Here is a 20376-nt window from a genome sequence, read left to right on the forward strand (position 1 = left end):
TTTTTACCATGAATACTATTTTACAAGTTGATTTAGCACAGGTCAGGGATATGGTTCATCTCTTTGACGGCTACCGTATTTTTTACGGACAGCAGTCAAATATCCATGCCGCAACTTTATTTTTGAACGAGCGAATCAAAAACCAAGAATCAATCATTTTCACATCATATATAGATGGCAAGGCCGTAGGATTTGTACAATTATACTTTACGTTTTCATCTGTAAGTCTAGAACCCTCCCTAATTTTGAACGACTTGTACGTTGATCCTATTTTTCGCAATAAAAACATTGGAAAAGATTTGTTGCTAAAAGCCCAAGAGTATTGTACTTCCCATAATTATAAAGGTTTGGCCCTAGAAACTGCCGTAGACAATCCTGCCCAGAAATTATATGAAAAATTAGGCTGGAAAAAAGATTCGCATTGTTTTCACTACTTTTGGTCGGTTAAATAATCCGCTTACACACCATGCGTATAGACATCATTACGGTATTACCCGAATTATTGACCAGTCCTTTTGAAGCTTCAATACTTAAAAGAGCCATTGAAAAGAATTTGGTTGAAGTCCATTTTCACAATCTCAGGGATTATACCACAACTAAATATAGAAATGTAGACGACTACCAATTTGGTGGTGGAGCAGGAATGGTACTCATGATTGAACCAATTGACAAATGCATATCCAATTTAAGGTCACAACGAGATTATGATGAAATCATATATATGACCCCAGATGGCGAAACCCTAAATCAGCAAATGGCAAATCAATTGTCCATGGTAGACAACATCATAATTTTGTGCGGCCACTATAAAGGTGTTGACCAAAGAATAAGGGACGCCTATATCACTAAGGAAATTTCAATTGGCGATTATGTGCTCTCCGGTGGCGAATTGGGGGCAGCCGTCCTTTGTGATGCAGTAATTAGACTTTTACCCGGCGTACTCAATGATGAAACCTCAGCCCTAACCGATACTTTTCAGGACGGGCTCTTGGCCCCACCGGTTTATACAAGGCCAGCGGAATATAAAGGTATGAAGGTACCCGATGTACTTTTAAGCGGTAATTTTGGCAAAATAGAGGAATGGCGCGAAAACCAGGCCATGGAGCGAACCGAAAAACTACGTCCGGACTTATTAAAATAAAATATAACCCCTATAATTTTAAAAATCGCAAAAAATACTTGTAGGTTATAAAATTAGGATTATTTTTGCACCCTGTTAGAACAACCTCTGACGAAAATCGTGAATGTTGCTTTAACCTAATTCCAATTAACAATACAATGGAATCATTAATAAAATTTGTACAAGACGAATTCGTAACCAAAAAAGAATTCCCTAAGTTTTCATCTGGTGACACTATTACAGTGTACTATGAGATTAGAGAAGGTGAAAAGACCAGAACACAGTTTTTTAAAGGTGTAGTAATTCAACGTAGGGGAACCGGCGCTACTGAAACTTTTACCATCCGTAAAATGTCAGGTACCGTAGGTGTAGAGCGTATCTTCCCTATCAACTTACCTGCTCTTCAAAAAATTGAAGTTAATAAGCGTGGTAAAGTACGTAGATCTAGAATTTACTATTTCCGTGAATTGACCGGTAAGAAAGCCAGAATTAAGGAAGTTAGAGGATAATAAATATCCGCAATCATATAAAAGCTCCGTTTCAATTATGAAACGGAGCTTTTTTTATAAACAATTGTGAACAACGCAAGTTTACAACCTGTTGATTAATAAATAGTTAAAAAAAAACGAAAACAAACAAAATTTTTTATATCTTGAGGTGTGATTCTTAAATAAGGATAACCAAGAAATCCGATGTTAAGGTCATTTCAAAGTTTGCGTTCTTTGGATTATTACTGAACTTGATAGTTGCAATGCAATAGATTCAAGTGAGTTAAAACAAATAAGGCTGTCGCTTTATCCTAGTTTTAATGAATTAATTATTATGACTTATGTAATTAAGCATTATGTAATTAATGAAGGTAATAAAAATGAAATATGATGTTATCCTGAACGGCTTGTTAAGGATATCCATTATTTCAAACGTTGAATCAGTGAAGCGGGTGCAATCAAGGGTTGCCGTTTTAATGAAAAATTAAAACAAACTGTCCGTAAACTTTTTCTAAAAAGCCATATCAATGTACTTGTACAATGATATGGCTTTTGTTATTTCACAAATCTTCCTTTCTATCCTTAAATATTCAGGCAAATCCTATCTTTTTAGCCTATATAAAATTGTATATTTGTTCCGCTTTAATTAAAAACAAAACCAAATATGTCCAAAATATTTTATACCAAAACTGACGAGGCGCCAGCATTGGCAACAGAGTCATTTTTACCTATTGTAAAAGCTTTTACCAAAACTTCGGGAATACAGATTGAAACCAAGGATATTTCACTTGCAGGCAGAATAGCCGCAACTTTTCCAGAATTTTTAACGCCAGAACAAAGGGTATCTAACGATTTGGAAGAATTGGGCAAAATGGCCAAAATGCCGGAAGCAAATATTATTAAGCTACCTAATATCAGTGCCTCCGTACCGCAATTGAACGGCGCCATTAAAGAGCTGCAGGCAAAGGGATATAACTTACCCAATTATCCTGACGAGCCTAAAAATGACCAAGAAAAAGAAATAAAGGCAAAATACGATAAGATTAAAGGTAGTGCCGTAAACCCTGTGTTAAGAGAGGGGAACTCTGACCGTAGAGCTCCAAGAGCCGTTAAAAACTACGCCAAACAAAATCCACATAGTATGGGGGCCTGGAGCTCAGACTCCAAAACCCATGTTGCTACTATGGGTGAAGGTGATTTCCAAGCCAATGAAAAATCCTTGACCGTGCCCAACGCAACTGCCGTACAAATAAAATTGGTAAGCAACGGTGCTACATCCATACTAAAAGAAAATATTGACCTATTGGCCGGTGAGATTATCGATGCCACAGTTATGAGTAAAACAGCGTTATTAGACTTTCTTAAAAAAGAGATTAAGGACGCTAAAGATAAGGGTGTATTATTTTCCGTGCATTTAAAGGCTACAATGATGAAAGTATCGGACCCAATTATCTTTGGACACGTAGTAGAAACGTTTTTAAAGCCGGTATTCAAAAAATATGAGGCCACTTTTGACAAGTTAGGTATTAGTCCTAACGACGGTATGGCCAGTTTATATCAAAAGATAGCACAATTACCTTCCGAAGAAAGCAGCCAGATCCAAAAAGATTTGGACGAAGCTTTTAATGACGGTCCAGATTTAGCCATGGTAAATTCAGATAAGGGAATTACCAATCTACATGTACCTAGTGATATAATTATTGATGCTTCAATGCCAGCAATGATTAGAAATTCTGGAAAAATGTGGAATGCCGAAGGTAAATCACAAGATACGAAAGCTGTTATTCCAGACAGTAGCTATGCCGGTATTTATACTGCAACAATAGATTTCTGCAAGAAACATGGTGCTTTTGACCCCACCACGATGGGCACGGTACCTAATGTAGGCTTAATGGCACAAAAGGCAGAAGAGTATGGCTCCCATGACAAGACTTTTGAAATTCAAGAGCCTGGTAAAGTTCAAGTAGTGGACATTGCTTCCGGAAAAGTGCTTTTAGAACATGAAGTTGAACAAGGGGATATTTGGCGTATGTGCCAGGTGAAAGACGCCCCGGTTCAGGATTGGGTGAAATTGGCCGTATCAAGAGCTAGGGCAACCAATGTCCCTGCAATTTTTTGGTTGGATAAAAACAGGTCCCATGATGCGGAACTGATAAAGAAAGTCAATGTTTATCTAAAAAACGAAGACACCCAAGATCTTGATATTCAAATTATGGCTCCTACGGCAGCTACGGAATTCACCTTAAAAAGGATGAAGGCCGGTAAAGATACTATCTCCGTTTCAGGAAATGTTCTTAGGGATTACTTGACCGACCTATTCCCAATTTTAGAAGTGGGTACCAGTGCAAAAATGTTATCGATCGTTCCTTTAATGAACGGTGGAGGATTGTTCGAGACTGGAGCAGGTGGTTCCGCTCCTAAGCATGTGGAGCAATTTATGGAAGAAGGACACCTGCGCTGGGATTCGTTGGGAGAATTTTTGGCCTTAGGCGTTTCTTTGGAATTTTATGGCGAGAAAAATGATAATGCCAAAGCTAAGATCCTTGGGGATACATTGGACAGTGCCACTGAAAAATTCCTATTGAACGATAAGTCTCCATCAAGAAAAGTAAAGGAACTGGATACTAGAGGTAGTCATTTTTATTTAGCCAAATACTGGGCGGAAGCTTTGGCCGAACAGAATGACAACGCAGATTTAAAAGCTATATTCACCACGGTAAGCAGTCAAATTAACCAACAAGAAAACCAGATTCTTCAGGAATTGATCGATGCCCAAGGTTCTGAACAAAATATAGGCGGATATTATAAACCAGATGAAGTACTAGTGGAAAAAGCTATGCGTCCTAGTACAACGTTAAATAATATTCTTAATACCCTATAAAAGCAATAATATTTACAGTCAATACCCTTAACCAATGGTTAAGGGTATTTTTATTGGGTCTATTTTTAACTTAGGAACATCTTACTTTTCTAAGTATTTTTACAAAAAAAATTGATGAAGGAATATTTACTCATTATTCTTTTTTGTGCTTTTCTTTTTCCGTCTGTTTCTTGTGGCCAACAAAAGTATACGCTAAGTGGTACCATTTCAGAAAATCAAAGTAATGAAACACTAATTGGGGTTACCGTTGCGTTTCCTGAATTACAAACAGGGGTTACTACCAATGAATATGGTTTTTACTCCATCACCCTACCAGAAGGAACCTACAAACTCCGTATCAGCTATTTAGGTTTTACCGATATCACACAGGAAATCGTTCTATCCGAAAATAAAAAAATAGATTTTTTTATGAACGAAGAGGCCGAGCAGTTAGATGAAGTCATTGTTAGCGAGAACGTGGAGAAAATGGATATTAGAAAACCTCAAATGAGCGTCAATACCTTATCCATTGGCACTATTAAAAAAATACCGGTTATTTTAGGCGAGGCAGATGTCATAAAATCTATTCTCTTACTACCTGGAGTAACAAATGCAGGTGAAGGGGCATCTGGTTTTAATGTTCGTGGTGGAGCTGCCGATCAGAATCTAATTTTATTGGATGAGGCCATAATCTTTAATTCTTCTCATTTATTTGGTTTCTTTTCTGTATTTAATCCAGATGCGATAAAAGATGTAAAATTGTATAAAGGGGGGATTCCGGCTCGTTATGGTGGCAGGGTTTCATCTGTACTGGATATCTTTCAAAAAGAAGGAAATAGCAAGGAATTTAAAATGAATGGCGGTATAGGAGCCGTGGCAAGCAGACTATTATTGGAAGGCCCAATTAAAAAAGATAAGTCCGCCTTCTTGATTGGTGGAAGAGCTTCATACGCACACCTTTTTTTACCCCTGTTCGATATTGATAATACCGCTTATTTTTACGATTTAAATACCAAATTAAATTATAGGCTTAACGAGAAAAACAACATTTTCCTAAGTGGTTATTTTGGAAGGGATGTTTTTGGAATCAATGATAGTTTTGTAAACACTTATGGTAACGCTGTTGGAAATTTTAGGTGGAATCATCTATTCTCAGATAAATTATTTTCCAACCTATCATTAATTTATTCCGACTATTATTACGGGCTAAAATTGGATTTTGTTGGGTTTAACTGGAATTCAGGCATACGTAATTTTAATGTAAAATATGACCTTAAGCATTACCTAAGCGACAAACTTCAAGTAAACTACGGTATCAACAATGTATATTATCAATTTAATCCGGGTAAGATTAAACCTAGCAATTCCGAATCCGGAATTGTAGAAGAGCAATTAATACAAAAATATGCCAATGAATTTGCCGCTTACATTGATGTGGAACAACGTATTACGGATAATTTAAGCGTTGGTTATGGATTACGCTATAGTCATTTTATGCGTTTAGGCCAAGATGAGCTAAATGTCTATGCCAATAACAATCCTGTGGAATTTGATCCTTTATTACTAATTTATAAGGAAGCGGAGCCCATAGATATAATCAATCCCGGTAGAGGCACCACATTATCTACTTTTGGAAATTTTGAACCTAGAGCTTCCCTATCCTATACAATGACAGCGACCAGCTCGGTCAAGGCCAGCTATACCAGATTGGCACAATACCTACATCTCTTATCCAACACAAGCTCCCCTACCCCTTTAGATGTCTGGACGCCAAGTGGCCCATTTATTGAACCACAGTTGTTGGACCAATATGCCCTTGGCTATTTTAAAAATTTGGCAGATGGGGATTATTCTGTGGAAAGTGAAGTATTTTACAAAGATGTACAGAATAGAATTGACTATATAGACGGTGCAAACCTTATAGCCAACAATGCCATTGAACAGGTAATTCTAAACGGCGAGGCAAGAGCGTATGGTCTTGAACTTTTGTTACGTAAAAATGAAGGTAAGTTACAAGGATGGCTAGCATACACACTATCTAAATCTGAACAACGAACACCGGGAAGAGCAGCGGTTACCGATAATGGCAGGAGTAATTTGGAATCTGGCATCAATTTTGGCAATTGGTACAATACACCGTATGATAAAACCCACGATATATCCGTATTCGTTAGCTACGATTTAAATAAAAAATGGAGCTTTAGCAGTAATTTCACTTATCAAACCGGTCAACCTACCAATTACCCCATAGGCCAATTTGAATTTGAAGGGTTAACCATTCCATACTATGGACAACGAAATAGCGAGCGCTTACCGGACTATAATCGTCTTGACTTATCCGCAACTTTGACCCCTAGAAAAAATTCGGAAAGAAAAATTAAGGGAGAATGGGTTTTTAGCCTTTACAACGTCTACAACCGTCGTAATGCCGCTTCAATTAATTTTAGACGCAATGATGACACCGGGGCCAATGAAGCTGTTAGAACCTCTATATTTGGCATTGTGCCCGCAGTAACTTATAATTTTAAACTGTAAGATCATGAAAAAACTAGCATTGATCCTATTGATGATTTTGGTTGCATCCTGTGAGGATGTAATAGACGTAACCTTACCGGAAAACGATATAAGACTTATTGTCAACGGCGTTATACGCGTAGATGAAACGGAAGAATATGTGCCTATTGAAATCACGGTAACACAGAGTAGTTCCTTTTTTGAAACCAATACTGTTGCCAATATAAAGAACGCTGTTATATATTATGGTACACCAAATTTAGATGCACCTGAAATACTTGAAGGAGGCGGAGTTTCTAATTTAACCGAACTTGAACCTGGTAGTGGTAAATGGGTGCCTGATCCATCATTTGATAGTGATCAAAGAATTAGGGTTCAAAATATTAATGAAGGAGATGTTTTTCAACTTATTATCGAGACCGAACAAGAACGCTATTTTGCTTCTACCACATATGTAAAATCAGTACCAATAGACAGTTTGGAACAAGGGGATCAAACTCTATTTTCCGGAGATGAAACCGAGGTCATTGTAACTTTTACCGATAATGGAGAACGAGATGATTTTTATATTCTGGATTTTGACTTTAATGAATATTTAGTTACCGAAGATGAATTCTATCAAGGTCAAACATTTGTATTCTCCTATTTTTACGATGCCGATCTGGCCTTGGATACAGATGATACCGTAGAAATAAGTCTATTGGGTGCTACAGAGGCATTCTATAATTATATGAACCAAATTATTGTACAATCAGGTGGTGACCAGGGTCCTTTTCAAACTCCTGCAGCTACGGTTAGGGGCAACATTACCAATATAACTGGTATTGACAATGATGACGTCAAAGATAATGTAGAGCGGTCAAACAATTTTGCACTAGGTTATTTTGCAATTGTGCAGGAATACAAAAAAAGTATCGTTATTCAACATGAAGAGAACTGATAAAGATTTGCTTGTTAAAGGCCTTAAAAGACTAGCAACCACGGTAGTGTTAATGTTTACTGCACCGTTTGTGTTATGGCAAGCTTTTAAAAATCAAGAACATCCGTTATTTTGGCCTGTGTGCATTTTGGGGATTATTTTAGCCGGCTGGGCAGTCATTATGGGGTTTAAAGGAATATCCACCATTGTTGAATCCGTCTTCGGCAAAAAAACAAAAAACAGCTAATCCTTGGGTACTTTGGTCGTTTTTTTCCATTTGTTGTAAAGTTGGTCATAATCATAGTCCAACACGGTTGCCTGCCGTTCCAATTTCCCTTTTGAAAAAGCGCGCTGTAAGATATCCTCGATAAGATAATCCTCTTCAATCTGGTCCGGATGAAACTCTTCCTTTATACTGATTTTAAATAATTTGGCCGTGGTATTGTACCAAAAAGCACGCCATCCATTTCTTAAATCCTTTACCAAATCAAATGCGGTAGAACCGGTTTGTCTATATATCAGTTTCACCAAAATTTGGCCTTCTGTACGGGTAAGCTTTTTTAACTCTTCAGAAAATTCCTCTTCAATGTATTTCTGAACCTTTTTTGTATACTTATTACGTTTTCGCTTATTCTTTATACTTGCTAAACTATCATTCAATTCCACCAACCGTTCTGCGGCAAGTTTGGCATAAGGATAGACTTTTTCAGTTTTTCTACGCAGAATATAATACCGCAATTTATCGTCATATGACGAAAATTTAAGTTTCCCAAAAACATAGGCCTCTTCAAGTGCAATTGAACTTTGTATCAATGAGTCACCTGCAACAATGATCATTCTTTCGGAAATGGAATCCAATTCCTGTTCCTCTACTTGGGAAAAACATAATGATATGGAACCTCCTATAATTAAAAAGAATACGAATACATATTTCATTGACACAGGTTAAGCAAAAGTCTTGCCAAAATTAACGATTAATACAAAAGGTTATTATTAATACAACGCTAATATTGTTAAGTTTGTATCTTAAAATTATGTAGATGGCGAATAAAAAAATAATTACGGATAAGTCCTTGGACTTTTTTGAAAAATACTTAAATAATGCTGCACCAACCGGTTATGAATGGGAGGGGCAAAAATTATGGATGAACTATCTTAAACCATATGTGGATACCTTCATTACCGATACTTATGGTACGGCCGTAGGTGTTATTAATCCAGATGCCAAATACAAAGTGGTTATAGAAGGTCATTCCGATGAAATTTCTTGGTACGTAAACTATATTACGGACAATGGTTTGATCTATGTCATCAGAAATGGAGGTAGCGATCACCAAATAGCAACTTCCAAATGGGTAAATATCCATACTAAAAACGGTATTGTAAAGGGCGTTTTTGGATGGCCTGCCATACACACCCGCAAAGGCGAAAAAGAGGAACTTGCTCCAAAATTGGACAATATCTGTATTGACATTGGCGCTAAGGATAAAGCCGAGGTAGAGAAAATGGGCGTACATGTAGGATGCGTTATAACCTATCCGGATACATTTCATGTTTTGAACGGTGATAAGTTTGTATGTAGGGCAATAGATAACCGTGCCGGTGGTTTTATGATTGCAGAAGTGGCCCGTTTACTTCATGAAAATAAAGTTAAACTACCTTTTGGTCTTTATATTACCAATTCCGTTCAAGAGGAAATTGGACTTCGCGGGGCAGAAATGATTACACAGACCATAAAACCCAATGTGGCCATTATTACGGATGTATGCCATGATACCACCACACCAATGATCGAAAAGAAAACCCAAGGTCATACTGAAATAGGATTGGGACCTGTAATTTCCTATGCCCCTGCGGTACAGAATAAACTGCGTGAACGTATTATAGAGACCGCAGAAGCAAAGAAAATACCTTTTCAACGAATGGCCGCATCCAGATCAACAGGTACGGATACCGATGCTTTTGCCTATAGCAATGGCGGCGTTGCATCTGCATTGATTTCTTTACCTTTAAGGTATATGCACACAACGGTTGAAATGGTTCATAGGGAGGATGTTGAAAATGTAATTCAACTTATTTATGAAACATTATTAAATATTAAGGAAGGGGAAACCTTTAGTTATTTCGATTAAACTTTAAAATCCCTCCTCATTAATATGGAGGGATTTTTTTTACAAATGGATGAACTAATTGATATATTACATGAGGATGGTTCCGCTACAGGTACATCTCAAATGAAGTCTATTGCCCATGCAAAAGGGCTATTTCATGCAACGGTACATATTTGGTTCTTTACAAAAAGGGGACAAATTCTATTGCAGAAACGGTCTATTACCAAAGATACATTTCCGGGATTGTGGGATGTTTCCGTTGCTGGCCACATAGGGTTCGGAGAAACCGCACTTTATACTGCAATAAGGGAAGTAAAGGAAGAAATAGGGCTGGATATCAAAAAAGAACAACTTATAAAAATCGGAATTTTCAAATCGGTTCAAAACCATTCCAATACGTTGTTGGATTGTGAATTTCACCATACCTATATTTCTGAATTATGCGTACCGGTAACCTCATTGATTAAACAACAAAGTGAAGTAGATGACCTTAAGCTAATGTCCTTGGAAACTTTCCAAACTAAAGTGGAAAATATAAATACCAAGCAATACGTTCCACATTCACTGCAATATTACAGCACAATTATCAAAGCCATACAACATGAGCTGCTAGAGGGTTGAAATAAACTTATCCAATTCAGAAAATGAATAGGTAGTCTGTTCACCACTTTCCATATGTTTTACTATAAAAGAATTTGAATTCAATTCTTCCGCGCCCAAAAGAATGACATACGGTACTTTTCTATTATTGGCATATTTAAATTGCTTCTGGATTTTGGCATTGGACGGATACACATCTGCAAATACACCATTTTTGCGCAATACGGTTATCAACTTTAAGGAGGCAAGTGCCTCTTTTGCCCCAAAATTAAGACATAGCACATCCAATGTTCTATCAACGGACTTCGGAAAAAGGTTTAGTTCCTCTAACACCAAATAGATTCTATCTAATCCAAATGAAATTCCCACTCCGCTCACATCCTTCAATCCAAAAATACCGGTAAGATCATCATATCTTCCTCCACCGCCAATAGAGCCCATTTTAACACCGTCTGGAGCTGCTACTTCAAAAATAGCCCCAGTGTAATAATTTAGTCCTCTGGCCAAAGTAACATCTATAGTAAGTTTTGCAGTTTGCAGACCAATGGACGAAATGGTTTCCAGGATATACCGAAGCTCCTCCAAACCTTTCTTACCTTCCTCTGAACTTTCAAGTAAGGTTTCCAAACGTTCTAATTGATTAACATTACTGCCCTGTGGTTCAAACAACGGTGACGCTTTATCAATAGCTTCTTTGGAAATGCCTTTTGACAGCATTTCCTTTTTTACACCTTCTTCTCCAATTTTATCCAACTTATCCAAAGCAACCGTAAAATCTATCAATAAATGTTTGGCACCGATTACTTCCGCAATACCGGCCAAAATTTTACGATTGTTCATTTTAATGGTTACGCCGTCTAACTTTAAATCTGCAAATACCGCATCATAAAGCTGTATGAGCTCCACTTCCTGCAGCAATGAGTCTGAACCAACCACATCCGCATCGCACTGAAAAAACTCTCTAAAACGGCCTTTCTGTGGTCTATCTGCACGCCAAACCGGTTGAATTTGATAGCGTTTAAAAGGAAAATCCAATTCATTCTGGTGCATAACCACGTAGCGGGCAAAAGGAACGGTCAAATCATACCGTAATGCCTTTTCCGTTATTCTAGGTGCTATAGTTGCCGAGTTTTTAGAGCTATAGGTAACATCGTCTACCTTGCTTATAAAATCGCCCGAGTTTAATATCTTAAAAATTAAACGGTCTCCTTCTTCCCCATATTTACCTAATAAGGTCTCGGAATTTTCAAAAGAGGGTGTTTCTATAGGTTGAAAACCATAGGTTTGAAAATTTTTCTTTATACTATCGAAAATATAATTACGTTTTGCAATTTCTGAAGGAGAAAAATCTCGCGTACCCTTTGGTATGGATGGTTTTTGTGCCATGAATGTTTGATTGATATTACAAATATAACCTTCATTGACCTAGACTACAATGAAGAAGAACTAATAAATAAATGCAAGTAGTTTTATGACGGTTCAATTACATTCTCAAACCATTGGTACAACTCCCCTTTGGTTATGACCGCACCTTGTTGCAGCAACAAAAACTTATCTACGTTCTTATCATCTGTATAGGCTTTGGAAGCCGTAAGGTATTCTACAAAGTCCGATTGCCAATTTTTCTTGAACCAACCAAAGCCTTCTTTTGTGGTGAGGTCAACTTCTGGGTTCATTACCTTGACCGAAATCAACTTCATTTCCTTATCCGTAAGATGAAACAAATGCATTTGATCCTTAGAAATATTTTCCAAGTAGCCTACCTTGGTCAACACTCCTTCCCACACCAAATCACTAAAAATATCTATTTCCTCTTCTGCCACTTTTGGCTTATCCTTTTTTATCTTCTCCCACTCATCTCCCGTAATGGATTGTGTAGCCAAAAAATTAATGAATTCTTGGTGCAATTCTTCCAATTGTTCCTTTGTAAGTCTTGTATACTTCATATTGCAAAAATAAAAAGCCCCAACAGAATTGTCAGGGCTTTTTTAACTTTATTTCACTTTTTAAAAAATATAACGTAGACCAAATTGAGCTTGCCATCTTGACAATAGACTTGCATCATAACCAAAAGTTTCCGTTAAATCTGGATTAAATGTATAGGTAGGTACGATTGTATCCGAATCTACAGATACACCAACCGGCTGTATATTATTTGGTTGTTGCACCAAGCCCCATTCAGAACTGATCATATTTCCAATATTCAATACATCTATACTGAATTGTATAGTATTTATTTTGGTGGCAGATACATTAAACTTATAATCCTGAAGAATTTTAAGGTCCCATCTACCTCTCCATGGCGCCAATGCCCCATAGCGTTCGGCATACTGTCCTCTTCTACCGCTCAAATAATCGTCCTGCTCAATATAGTTATTGAATGCAGCTCCCTGTCCAGCAGCTGAAAATTGCATTTGATCAATTTCGGCTGGTGTAGGTACATAGATCAAATCATTGATCCCGGAACCGTCACCATTAATATCACCTCCATATGTGTAGTTGAATCTTCCTCCTTGTGCATATTCAAAAAATGTTGAAATGGTTGTCCCCCATTTATCATTGCCATAAGTCCAATTTTTACTGGCCACACCGATAAATCTATGCTTATCCCCATATTTTGAAGGTGCTAGAACATCTGCATTGGCGTCGTTGACCACTGGGTTACCTACAAAGGCATCTGATGTAATCTCCGCTTCAATAGAATTTACATCCTTGGCGTCCAAATAGCTATAAGCCACCATAGTATACAGACCGTTATCAAAAGTTTTCTCAGCTTTTAATGATGCGTTCCAAATTCTACCCTTATTGGAATTGGTAAATACATACGGACCGGCACCTAGACCAAAACTATTCAATAAATCGGCATCTGTATAAATTGCCCTTGTATCCACGCCGGATAAATTACCAGAAGGGGACGTCAATGCCCAATTCTGGACATGTGGACCATTAATATCTTTGGTGTAGGAGACATCAGCAGTAAGTACCAGACCGTTATCCAAACGCTTGTCCGCACCTATGTTGGTTCTCCAAACTTGTGGAAATTTATATTCTGGATCCACAGCCTGAAGGAAAAATACATCTGGGGCAGCTATTTGGTTTCCTAACCATACAAATGGGAAACGTCCTGTAAATAATCCTGACCCACCACGTAATTGCAATGAACGATCTCCGTAGACATCATAATTGAAACCTACTCTTGGAGAAATCAGCCAATCATTGGTTGGCATTTGGGTATTATCAATAAATACCGTTTCTCCTGTATTTGGGTTTTGATAAGGTTGATCTGCAATTACAAAAGCCCTATCTATGACATCTTGTGCTTTTTCTGCAGTATCATAAAACAAAGGCTTATCAAACCTTACGCCATAGGTCAACTTGAACTTTTCACTCAAGTTCCATTCGTCTTGTACATAAAATGCCAATTGACCCACATTGGTTTCTGCCAGTGCCCAACCTTCACCATCCGGAACACTATTATTTGCGTTAAAGGTTGATAGCGGCCCTGCAAAGTCATATGTGGTTGCATCGAAATCTGCTATATCAACACTACCGAACAAATCAAAACCATAAGCAGTAAGGTTAAATGAATTGTCGAACATAAATTTTTCCAACGAAAAACCTACAGTATAGGTATGATCGCCCTTGTAGAAATTAAGATTGTTCGTTACCTGAAATACTTTTTGATCCAATCTGTTATTTGCGGAAAACGGTTCATGACCCGCAATAATGTAATTAGAACCATCCTTGGATATATTAATTGATGGCGCTGGAGTGGAAAAAGGATTTCTATAGTCGTTGAAATGGGTATACCCTACCTGTAATTTATTCGTAGCAGTTTCCGATAGGGTACTGTTCAATTCAATTTGAACCGATTTTAATTCATTGTTGATCTCATAACCAGAGTTCTGGAATTGAAGCGTATTGGCACTTGGCCCTCTAAACTGAATAGCAGTAGGGTGCGCCGGCTTTTCCTTACTGGCGTTCAAGAAATTATAAATGACCGCCAATCTATTGTTATCATCAATATTCCAGTCTAATTTAAGCAAACCCTTGGTAGACTCTGCCTTATGCACAAAACCTTCATATGCGCCGGGATCATAACCAACTGCCAATAATTGATTTCTCACTGCAATTAAGTCGCTCTCTAACACCCTAGATTCGTTAATTGCACCAGAACCTGTATTAGGCACCCAACCATTGGTTCCTAAATCTGTTCTATCATCTTTTTCAAAATTGGCAAAAAAGAATAATTTGTTTTTTATAATAGGGCCACCTATACTTACACCATATTGATTTTGTTCCAATTTTGGTTTAACAACATCTTCCCCTTTTACCTTGCCCCGGTCATATCCTCATTTCTAAAAAAACCGTAGGCAGTACCATGGAATTCATTAGATCCACTTTTTGTTACAGCATTAACGGATGCTCCGGTGAAACCTGACTGTGTAACGTCATATGGTGCAGTAGAAACCTGTATTTGGTCTATGGCATCCAAGGAAATAGGTTGAGAATCTGTCTGGCCGCCAGGTGTTGCCGCATCTAATCCAAATGGGTTATTGAATATGGCACCGTCCAACGAAAAATTATTGAACTGATCGTTTCTACCCCCAAAAGAATTACCGCTAGCCGTTGGTTCCAATCTTGTAAAATCCTGTGCTGATCTGGTAATTGTAGGCAAACGTGTCAGCTCCCTTCTGCCCACATTGGTCTCTGCCCCTGTCCTATCACTATTAAAAGTCCCTGAACGATCAGATACTACGGTCACCTCGTCCAACGATTGACTTTCGCTAGTTAACTGGGTATCAACATTAAATGTTTGGCCCAAGGATAAATAGACATCATTTAGGGTATAGGTCTTAAAACCAACATATGTAATCTCCAATATATAGGGACCGCCTACACGGAGGTTTAATAAATTGAACCTACCATCTTCATTTGTAATGGAACCATACTTTGTTCCCGTTGGAGTATGGACCGCTACAATATTGGCGCCAAACAAAGGCTCCTTTTGATCATCTACGACCAAACCCCTAATGTTGGAGGTCGTAACCTGAGCGTAACTTGTTACTGTTAGTATGAAAAATAACAGTTGAAACAATACTTGTTTTTTCATAAAATTAGTTTTGAGGTGGTTATGAGTTATCGGCCAAAAATAAGCATAAAAAAAAGAGCTATGCATGCATAGCTCTTTTTATATTATTAACAAATCTTGTTATTACTTTTTCTCGGCAACAACTTCAAATCCAAAATCAACAATAACCTCACGGTGTAATCTGATCTGTGCATTATATGGTCCGGTTCTTTTAACCGCACCACCCAAGATGCTAATGAATTTTTTATCGATTTCATGCCCTTCTTTTCCAAGTGCATCTGCCAAATCACCATTAGTTACAGAACCAAACAATTTATCTGCAGCTCCTGTTTTAGCAGTTATCTTCAATTCTAAAGCCTTTAATGCCTCTTCTGTCTTTTTGGCGGCATCAATTACTTTTTTCTCTTTGTGTGCTCTTTGCTTTAGGTTTTCGGCCAAAACTTTCTTAGCCGATGTAGTAGCCATAGCGGCCAAGCCTTGAGGAATAAGGAAATTTCTTCCATATCCGTTCTTAACATTTACTATATCGTCTTTAAAACCTAAATTCTGTACGTCTTCTTTTAATATAAGCTCCATGATACTTTTCTTATTATTTTAATAAATCAGCAACATATGGCATTAACGCCAAATGACGAGCTCTTTTTACCGCTTGGGCCACTTTTCTTTGATACTTCAAGGAAGTTCCGGTAAGTCTTCTAGGTAATAATTTACCTTGCTCGTTTACCAACTTCAATAAAAAATCCGCATCCTTATAATCCACGTATTTAATACCGGATTTTTTAAAACGACAATACTTCTTTTTTGTGTTGGTTTCAATGTTCAATGGAGTTAGATACCTGATCTCCCCATCTTTCTTTCCTTTTGCCTGTTGTTGTAATGTTGCCATAATACTTAAGCTTTAGCGGTTTTTTTGTTTCTTGTTCTTCTTTTTTCTGCCCATGCAATGGCGTGCTTGTCCAATTTAACGGTCAAGAAACGCATAACACGTTCGTCTCTTCTAAATTCCTGCTCGTAAGGCATAACGACCTCACCGTTGCTAGTGAATTCGAACAAGTGATAAAATCCACTCTTCTTGTTTTGGATAGGGTAAGCTAATTTCTTAAGCCCCCAGTTCTCTTTGGCTACCATTTTGGCGCCATTCTTAATTAAGAAATCCTCGAATTTCTTAACTGTTTCCTCTATCTGAACATCAGATAGAACGGGATTCAAAATGAAAACAGTTTCGTAATGGTTCATATTATATTTGTTTTAAGGAGTGCAAAAATAGATATTATTTTAAAATAATTATAAGAAATGTGAATATTCTTCGTTATTGAATGGTAACAACATTAAAAAAATAAACCAAATCTTAAACATATGATCATTACCAAGTACACGATCAACACTGCATTGTTCACATCTTTAGTTGTAGTTCAGCAGGTTTTTTCGGTTATTTGTCGATGATTTAACCCCACAAATCAGCCCTTATGAAGTTAAGAAGTATCATCGTTGACGATTCGTCCATGCAAAGGATGGCCGTAGCAAAGTTGGTAAACAATCATCCTAATTTAACTATGGTAGCAGAATACAGCAATGCTATCGAAGCAAAAAATGGAATCAAGAACCATGAGATCGACCTTATTTTTCTTGATGTTGAAATGCCAATTATCACAGGATTTGACCTACTCGAGTCCCTAGAAAACAGTCCTCAGGTAATATTGATTACCGGAAAACCAGATTATGCACTAAAAGCATTTGACTATGATGTAACGGATTATTTACATAAACCAATTACCATGGCACGCTTTGATGCATCTGTGAAAAGAGCGGTTGCAAATTATGAACAAATGCATCGCGTGAACGAAGATGAAGAACACATTTTCGTAAAGAGCAACCTTAAGAAAAGAAAGGTTATATTAAATGATATTAAGTGGATAGAAGCACTTGGTGACTATATAAAACTAGTAACCGATGAGGCAAATATCGTAATCTTATCAACAATGAAATCTTTTGAAAAGCAATTGCCGGAAGACAAGTTTTTAAGAATACACAAGTCTTATATCATTAACCTAGAGAAGGTTGAAAAATTCAATAGTAAAAATGTTGAGGTTAGCGGTAGATCAATACCATTGAGCAGAAATAAAAAAACAGAATTGGCCGAAGCGCTAAGTAACGTATAAGAATATGAGATAATTCTACTTTAAAAGACCGCCTAACAGCGGTCTTTTTATATTATATATGGTCTACATTATAAATTACGCGTACACTACGGTACAAGGATACCGCCTTAAAGGATGTTTCTATACGCCTGATATTGGCTTTAGTCCTTGCCAAGGATTCCCCACTATGCACCTTTACCATAATATGTTTTAAATATTGATTTCTTATCCTGGCAACAGGCGGATACTCCGGACCCAAGACCGTTCCTCCAAAATTTGATCGTAACGCCCCAGCAAACCAATCTGCAGCCTCATTGATTACATTATAGTTTTTATGTTTAAACGTGACCTTAATGATCCTACATATTGGCGGATACTTAAATTGCCCCCTCTCATACAGCTGTTCCGCATACATATTTTCATAATCGCCCGTGGTAACCTGCTTTAAAATTTGATGGTAGGGATTATAGGTCTGTATAAGGACCTTACCCCGCTTTTTCGTTCGTCCAGCCCTTCCTGAAACTTGGGTCAATAATTGATATGTACGCTCGTGGGCCCTATAATCCGGGAAATTCAATAAGGAATCCGCATTCATAACACCTACCAAGCTCACATTCCTAAAATCCAGACCCTTGGTCAACATTTGCGTACCTACCAAAATATCCAATTCCTGTTGTTCAAAAGCTGTTATTATTTTTTCGTACCCATGTTTTCCGCGGGTAGTATCCAGATCCATACGGCCAACCTTTGCGCTGGGAAATAATGCAGAAACCTCTTTTTCTATCTGTTCCGTACCAAAACCTTTGGTATCCAATTCTGGACTACCGCATGCAAAACAACTTTCTGGTAAAGCGGTATGATGTCCACAATAATGGCAGCGCAACTGGTTTCTGTATTGATGATAGGTCAAGCTTACATCACAATTGGGACATTGAGGCGTATGGCCACATGTTAAACATTCCAACAATGGTGCAAAACCCCTTCTGTTCTGGAACAAAATAATTTGACCGCCTTCGTTTAGGGTTTCATCTATACCCACGAACAGTTGTTCAGAAAAATGTCCTTTCATCCGCTTTTTACGGGTTGCTTCCTTTATATCCACAAGCTCCATATCCGGCATGAGCACATTGCCATATCTTCTTGTAATTTCCGCATAGCCATATTTATGTGACTGTGCATTAAAATAACTTTCTATACTAGGGGTTGCCGAACCCAAAAGTACATTTGCCTTGTGCATAAGGCCAAGCACTATAGCAGCATCACGCGCATGATATCTGGGAGCCGGATCAAATTGCTTAAAAGATCCCTCATGCTCTTCATCTACAACTACCAAACCTAATTTGCCAAAAGGTAGAAACATGGCCGATCTAGCCCCAATGACCAATTGCGCCTTTGGCTTGCCCTGCAACACATTCTGCCATACCTCTACCCGCTCCTGAACATTATATTTAGAATGATATATTGCAATCTTATCACCAAAATATTCCTGTAGCCTACTTATCAACTGGGTAGTCAAGGCAATTTCCGGTAAGAGATACAATGCTTGAAGACCTTTTTCCAAACATTCCTCCAAGAGCTTTACATATACCTCGGTTTTACCGGAAGATGTTACTCCTTTCAGCAACGTAACCTTATCTTCTTGAAAAGATGCTTTAATATCCAGCAAGGCTTGTTCCTGATACTCGTTCAGCGCTTTACTATCAACATGCTCCGTATCTCCATCATAGTTTACCCTATCGGTTTTTATAAAATATTCCTCTAGAATAGCCTTGTCCACCAAAGATTTAATAATAGCTTTTGAAGTATTGCTCGATTTTTCCAGCTCGGAAACCTTTATTGGTTTTCCGGTACTTCCCTGTAATTGAAATAAAGTGAGTACAACTTGGCTTTGTTTAGGTGCCCTAGTTAAGGTATGTAATAGGGCCTCTAATTTCTCATCCGTTGAATACTGGGAACCTAAACGAACATAGCGGACCAACTTAGGTTTATATTGTTCATATACCTCTTCTTTAAGCACAATGACTTTTTTGGCCAATAACCGTTCTAGGACGGGCAAAATGTTTTTCCGTTCCACAATGGCAGAAACTTCTTGAACCTTAAGGACAGATTGATGCTGCAATGCCTCGAACACTAAAAATTCATCGTCCAACAAATCATTTTCATCAATCTCATAAGCCGTATTACGGAGTACCAAGGTTTCACTTTCCAACAAAAATGCACTTGGCAGTGCACTGCGCACCACTTCCCCCAATGTGCACATGTAATATGAAGCTATCCATTCCCAATGTTTTAACTGTGTATCATGTACAATAGGATAATCATCTAAAAGCTGGTGAATCTCCTTAGCTTCATAGGCTTGTGGCGGGTCTTGGTGTATACTATATACCAAACCTGTATAAATTTTTGATTTGCCAAAAGGTACCGCAACACGCATACCAGGCTTTAACAAACCAGCTTCTTCACTTGTAATACTATATGTAAATAGACGCTCTAACGGAATGGGCAATATGACATTGATAAAGTTTGCCATACCA

The 20376-nt window shown here is 37.8% G+C and carries 18 protein-coding genes and 1 pseudogene; 11 read left to right on the forward strand and 8 right to left on the reverse strand.

Features of this window, described 5'->3' with window-relative positions; all coding sequences use genetic code 11:
- The first annotated feature begins 8 nt into the window (after nucleotides 1–8).
- The 8 genes from Q2T41_RS01225 (at nucleotide 9) to Q2T41_RS01260 (ending at nucleotide 8148) form a co-directional block, all read left to right on the forward strand.
- Nucleotides 9–452, forward strand: coding sequence for a GNAT family N-acetyltransferase (locus Q2T41_RS01225; RefSeq protein ID WP_089260173.1), 444 nt, complete (start codon nucleotides 9–11; stop codon nucleotides 450–452).
- Nucleotides 453–466: 14 nt separating this feature from the next.
- Nucleotides 467–1141, forward strand: coding sequence for a tRNA (guanosine(37)-N1)-methyltransferase TrmD (gene trmD / locus Q2T41_RS01230; protein WP_089260172.1), 675 nt, complete (start codon nucleotides 467–469; stop codon nucleotides 1139–1141).
- A gap of 137 nt (nucleotides 1142–1278) precedes the next feature.
- The gene (gene rplS, locus Q2T41_RS01235) at nucleotides 1279–1629 is read left to right on the forward strand and encodes a 50S ribosomal protein L19 (RefSeq protein ID WP_089260171.1); all 351 of its coding nucleotides are present in this window, start codon (nucleotides 1279–1281) and stop codon (nucleotides 1627–1629) included.
- 344 nt (nucleotides 1630–1973) lie between these two features.
- A complete protein-coding gene (locus Q2T41_RS01240; protein WP_304434434.1) occupies nucleotides 1974–2096 on the forward strand; it encodes a hypothetical protein in 123 nt (40 codons plus the stop codon).
- A gap of 176 nt (nucleotides 2097–2272) precedes the next feature.
- Nucleotides 2273–4489: an NADP-dependent isocitrate dehydrogenase gene (locus Q2T41_RS01245; protein ID WP_304434436.1), complete on the forward strand. Its 2217-nt coding sequence runs from the start codon at nucleotides 2273–2275 to the stop codon at nucleotides 4487–4489.
- A gap of 114 nt (nucleotides 4490–4603) precedes the next feature.
- Nucleotides 4604–7003 (forward strand): TonB-dependent receptor, encoded by a 2400-nt coding sequence (locus Q2T41_RS01250; RefSeq protein ID WP_304434438.1) that lies wholly within the window; start codon nucleotides 4604–4606, stop codon nucleotides 7001–7003.
- A 4-nt stretch (nucleotides 7004–7007) separates the two neighbouring features.
- Entirely contained in the window at nucleotides 7008–7922 is a 915-nt protein-coding gene (locus tag Q2T41_RS01255) for a DUF4249 family protein (RefSeq protein ID WP_304434439.1), read from the forward strand.
- On the forward strand, nucleotides 7909–8148 hold the full coding sequence (locus tag Q2T41_RS01260) for a DUF6095 family protein (RefSeq protein ID WP_304434441.1): 240 nt from the start codon (nucleotides 7909–7911) through the stop codon (nucleotides 8146–8148). Before Q2T41_RS01255 ends, Q2T41_RS01260 begins: the two co-directional genes overlap by 14 nt.
- Here the strand turns inward: Q2T41_RS01260 and Q2T41_RS01265 are convergent.
- Nucleotides 8145–8837: a DUF4294 domain-containing protein gene (locus tag Q2T41_RS01265; protein ID WP_304434443.1), complete on the reverse strand. Its 693-nt coding sequence runs from the start codon at nucleotides 8835–8837 to the stop codon at nucleotides 8145–8147. The genes Q2T41_RS01260 and Q2T41_RS01265 overlap by 4 nt on opposite strands.
- Before the next feature lie 104 nt (nucleotides 8838–8941).
- On the opposite strand from Q2T41_RS01265, the gene Q2T41_RS01270 reads away from it, so the two are divergent.
- Both Q2T41_RS01270 and Q2T41_RS01275 read left to right on the forward strand, forming a co-directional pair.
- Entirely contained in the window at nucleotides 8942–10033 is a 1092-nt protein-coding gene (locus Q2T41_RS01270) for a M42 family metallopeptidase (RefSeq protein WP_304434445.1), read from the forward strand.
- A 24-nt stretch (nucleotides 10034–10057) separates the two neighbouring features.
- Nucleotides 10058–10633: an NUDIX hydrolase gene (locus Q2T41_RS01275; RefSeq protein WP_304434447.1), complete on the forward strand. Its 576-nt coding sequence runs from the start codon at nucleotides 10058–10060 to the stop codon at nucleotides 10631–10633.
- On the opposite strand, the gene hisS is transcribed toward Q2T41_RS01275, so the two are convergent.
- The 6 genes and pseudogenes from hisS to rpsF all read right to left on the reverse strand — a co-directional run bounded on the left by hisS (nucleotide 10622) and on the right by rpsF (nucleotide 16940).
- Complete coding sequence (gene hisS / locus Q2T41_RS01280) at nucleotides 10622–11998, reverse strand: histidine--tRNA ligase (protein WP_304434449.1); 1377 nt, start codon at nucleotides 11996–11998, stop codon at nucleotides 10622–10624. The genes Q2T41_RS01275 and hisS overlap by 12 nt on opposite strands.
- Nucleotides 11999–12081: 83 nt before the next feature.
- On the reverse strand, nucleotides 12082–12558 hold the full coding sequence (locus Q2T41_RS01285; RefSeq protein ID WP_304434450.1) for a DUF6495 family protein: 477 nt from the start codon (nucleotides 12556–12558) through the stop codon (nucleotides 12082–12084).
- Between the two features lie 60 nt (nucleotides 12559–12618).
- Nucleotides 12619–15725: pseudogene (locus tag Q2T41_RS01290) on the reverse strand (TonB-dependent receptor).
- 102 nt (nucleotides 15726–15827) lie between these two features.
- Nucleotides 15828–16280 (reverse strand): 50S ribosomal protein L9, encoded by a 453-nt coding sequence (gene rplI, locus Q2T41_RS01295; protein WP_089260161.1) that lies wholly within the window; start codon nucleotides 16278–16280, stop codon nucleotides 15828–15830.
- Nucleotides 16281–16293: 13 nt separating this feature from the next.
- Nucleotides 16294–16590, reverse strand: coding sequence for a 30S ribosomal protein S18 (gene rpsR, locus Q2T41_RS01300; RefSeq protein ID WP_027067300.1), 297 nt, complete (start codon nucleotides 16588–16590; stop codon nucleotides 16294–16296).
- A 5-nt stretch (nucleotides 16591–16595) separates the two neighbouring features.
- The gene (gene rpsF, locus Q2T41_RS01305) at nucleotides 16596–16940 is read right to left on the reverse strand and encodes a 30S ribosomal protein S6 (RefSeq protein ID WP_089260160.1); all 345 of its coding nucleotides are present in this window, start codon (nucleotides 16938–16940) and stop codon (nucleotides 16596–16598) included.
- Between the two features lie 230 nt (nucleotides 16941–17170).
- Here rpsF and Q2T41_RS01310 point away from each other — a divergent pair, with 230 nt between their 5' ends.
- Entirely contained in the window at nucleotides 17171–17863 is a 693-nt protein-coding gene (locus Q2T41_RS01310) for a LytR/AlgR family response regulator transcription factor (protein WP_058103007.1), read from the forward strand.
- A gap of 52 nt (nucleotides 17864–17915) precedes the next feature.
- On the opposite strand, the gene priA is transcribed toward Q2T41_RS01310, so the two are convergent.
- On the reverse strand, nucleotides 17916–20372 hold the full coding sequence (gene priA, locus Q2T41_RS01315) for a replication restart helicase PriA (RefSeq protein ID WP_304437390.1): 2457 nt from the start codon (nucleotides 20370–20372) through the stop codon (nucleotides 17916–17918).
- Between the last annotated feature and the right edge of the window lie 4 nt (nucleotides 20373–20376).

It is taken from the genome of Maribacter confluentis, assembly GCF_030505015.1.
GTDB classification, from domain to species: Bacteria; Bacteroidota; Bacteroidia; order Flavobacteriales; family Flavobacteriaceae; genus Maribacter; species Maribacter sedimenticola.

What these genes read in the sequence shown, in the direction of transcription:
- Q2T41_RS01225 (WP_089260173.1), top strand. Translation starts at nt 9, where the DNA reads ATGAATACTATTTTACAAGTTGATTTAGCACAGGTCAGGGATATGGTT.
- trmD (WP_089260172.1), top strand. Translation starts at nt 467, where the DNA reads ATGCGTATAGACATCATTACGGTATTACCCGAATTATTGACCAGTCCT.
- rplS (WP_089260171.1), top strand. Translation starts at nt 1,279, where the DNA reads ATGGAATCATTAATAAAATTTGTACAAGACGAATTCGTAACCAAAAAA.
- Q2T41_RS01240 (WP_304434434.1), top strand. Translation starts at nt 1,974, where the DNA reads ATGAAGGTAATAAAAATGAAATATGATGTTATCCTGAACGGCTTGTTA.
- Q2T41_RS01245 (WP_304434436.1), top strand. Translation starts at nt 2,273, where the DNA reads ATGTCCAAAATATTTTATACCAAAACTGACGAGGCGCCAGCATTGGCA.
- Q2T41_RS01250 (WP_304434438.1), top strand. Translation starts at nt 4,604, where the DNA reads ATGAAGGAATATTTACTCATTATTCTTTTTTGTGCTTTTCTTTTTCCG.
- Q2T41_RS01255 (WP_304434439.1), top strand. Translation starts at nt 7,008, where the DNA reads ATGAAAAAACTAGCATTGATCCTATTGATGATTTTGGTTGCATCCTGT.
- Q2T41_RS01260 (WP_304434441.1), top strand. Translation starts at nt 7,909, where the DNA reads ATGAAGAGAACTGATAAAGATTTGCTTGTTAAAGGCCTTAAAAGACTA.
- Q2T41_RS01265 (WP_304434443.1), bottom strand. Translation starts at nt 8,837, where the DNA reads ATGAAATATGTATTCGTATTCTTTTTAATTATAGGAGGTTCCATATCA.
- Q2T41_RS01270 (WP_304434445.1), top strand. Translation starts at nt 8,942, where the DNA reads ATGGCGAATAAAAAAATAATTACGGATAAGTCCTTGGACTTTTTTGAA.
- Q2T41_RS01275 (WP_304434447.1), top strand. Translation starts at nt 10,058, where the DNA reads ATGGAGGGATTTTTTTTACAAATGGATGAACTAATTGATATATTACAT.
- hisS (WP_304434449.1), bottom strand. Translation starts at nt 11,998, where the DNA reads ATGGCACAAAAACCATCCATACCAAAGGGTACGCGAGATTTTTCTCCT.
- Q2T41_RS01285 (WP_304434450.1), bottom strand. Translation starts at nt 12,558, where the DNA reads ATGAAGTATACAAGACTTACAAAGGAACAATTGGAAGAATTGCACCAA.
- rplI (WP_089260161.1), bottom strand. Translation starts at nt 16,280, where the DNA reads ATGGAGCTTATATTAAAAGAAGACGTACAGAATTTAGGTTTTAAAGAC.
- rpsR (WP_027067300.1), bottom strand. Translation starts at nt 16,590, where the DNA reads ATGGCAACATTACAACAACAGGCAAAAGGAAAGAAAGATGGGGAGATC.
- rpsF (WP_089260160.1), bottom strand. Translation starts at nt 16,940, where the DNA reads ATGAACCATTACGAAACTGTTTTCATTTTGAATCCCGTTCTATCTGAT.
- Q2T41_RS01310 (WP_058103007.1), top strand. Translation starts at nt 17,171, where the DNA reads ATGAAGTTAAGAAGTATCATCGTTGACGATTCGTCCATGCAAAGGATG.
- priA (WP_304437390.1), bottom strand. Translation starts at nt 20,372, where the DNA reads ATGGCAAACTTTATCAATGTCATATTGCCCATTCCGTTAGAGCGTCTA.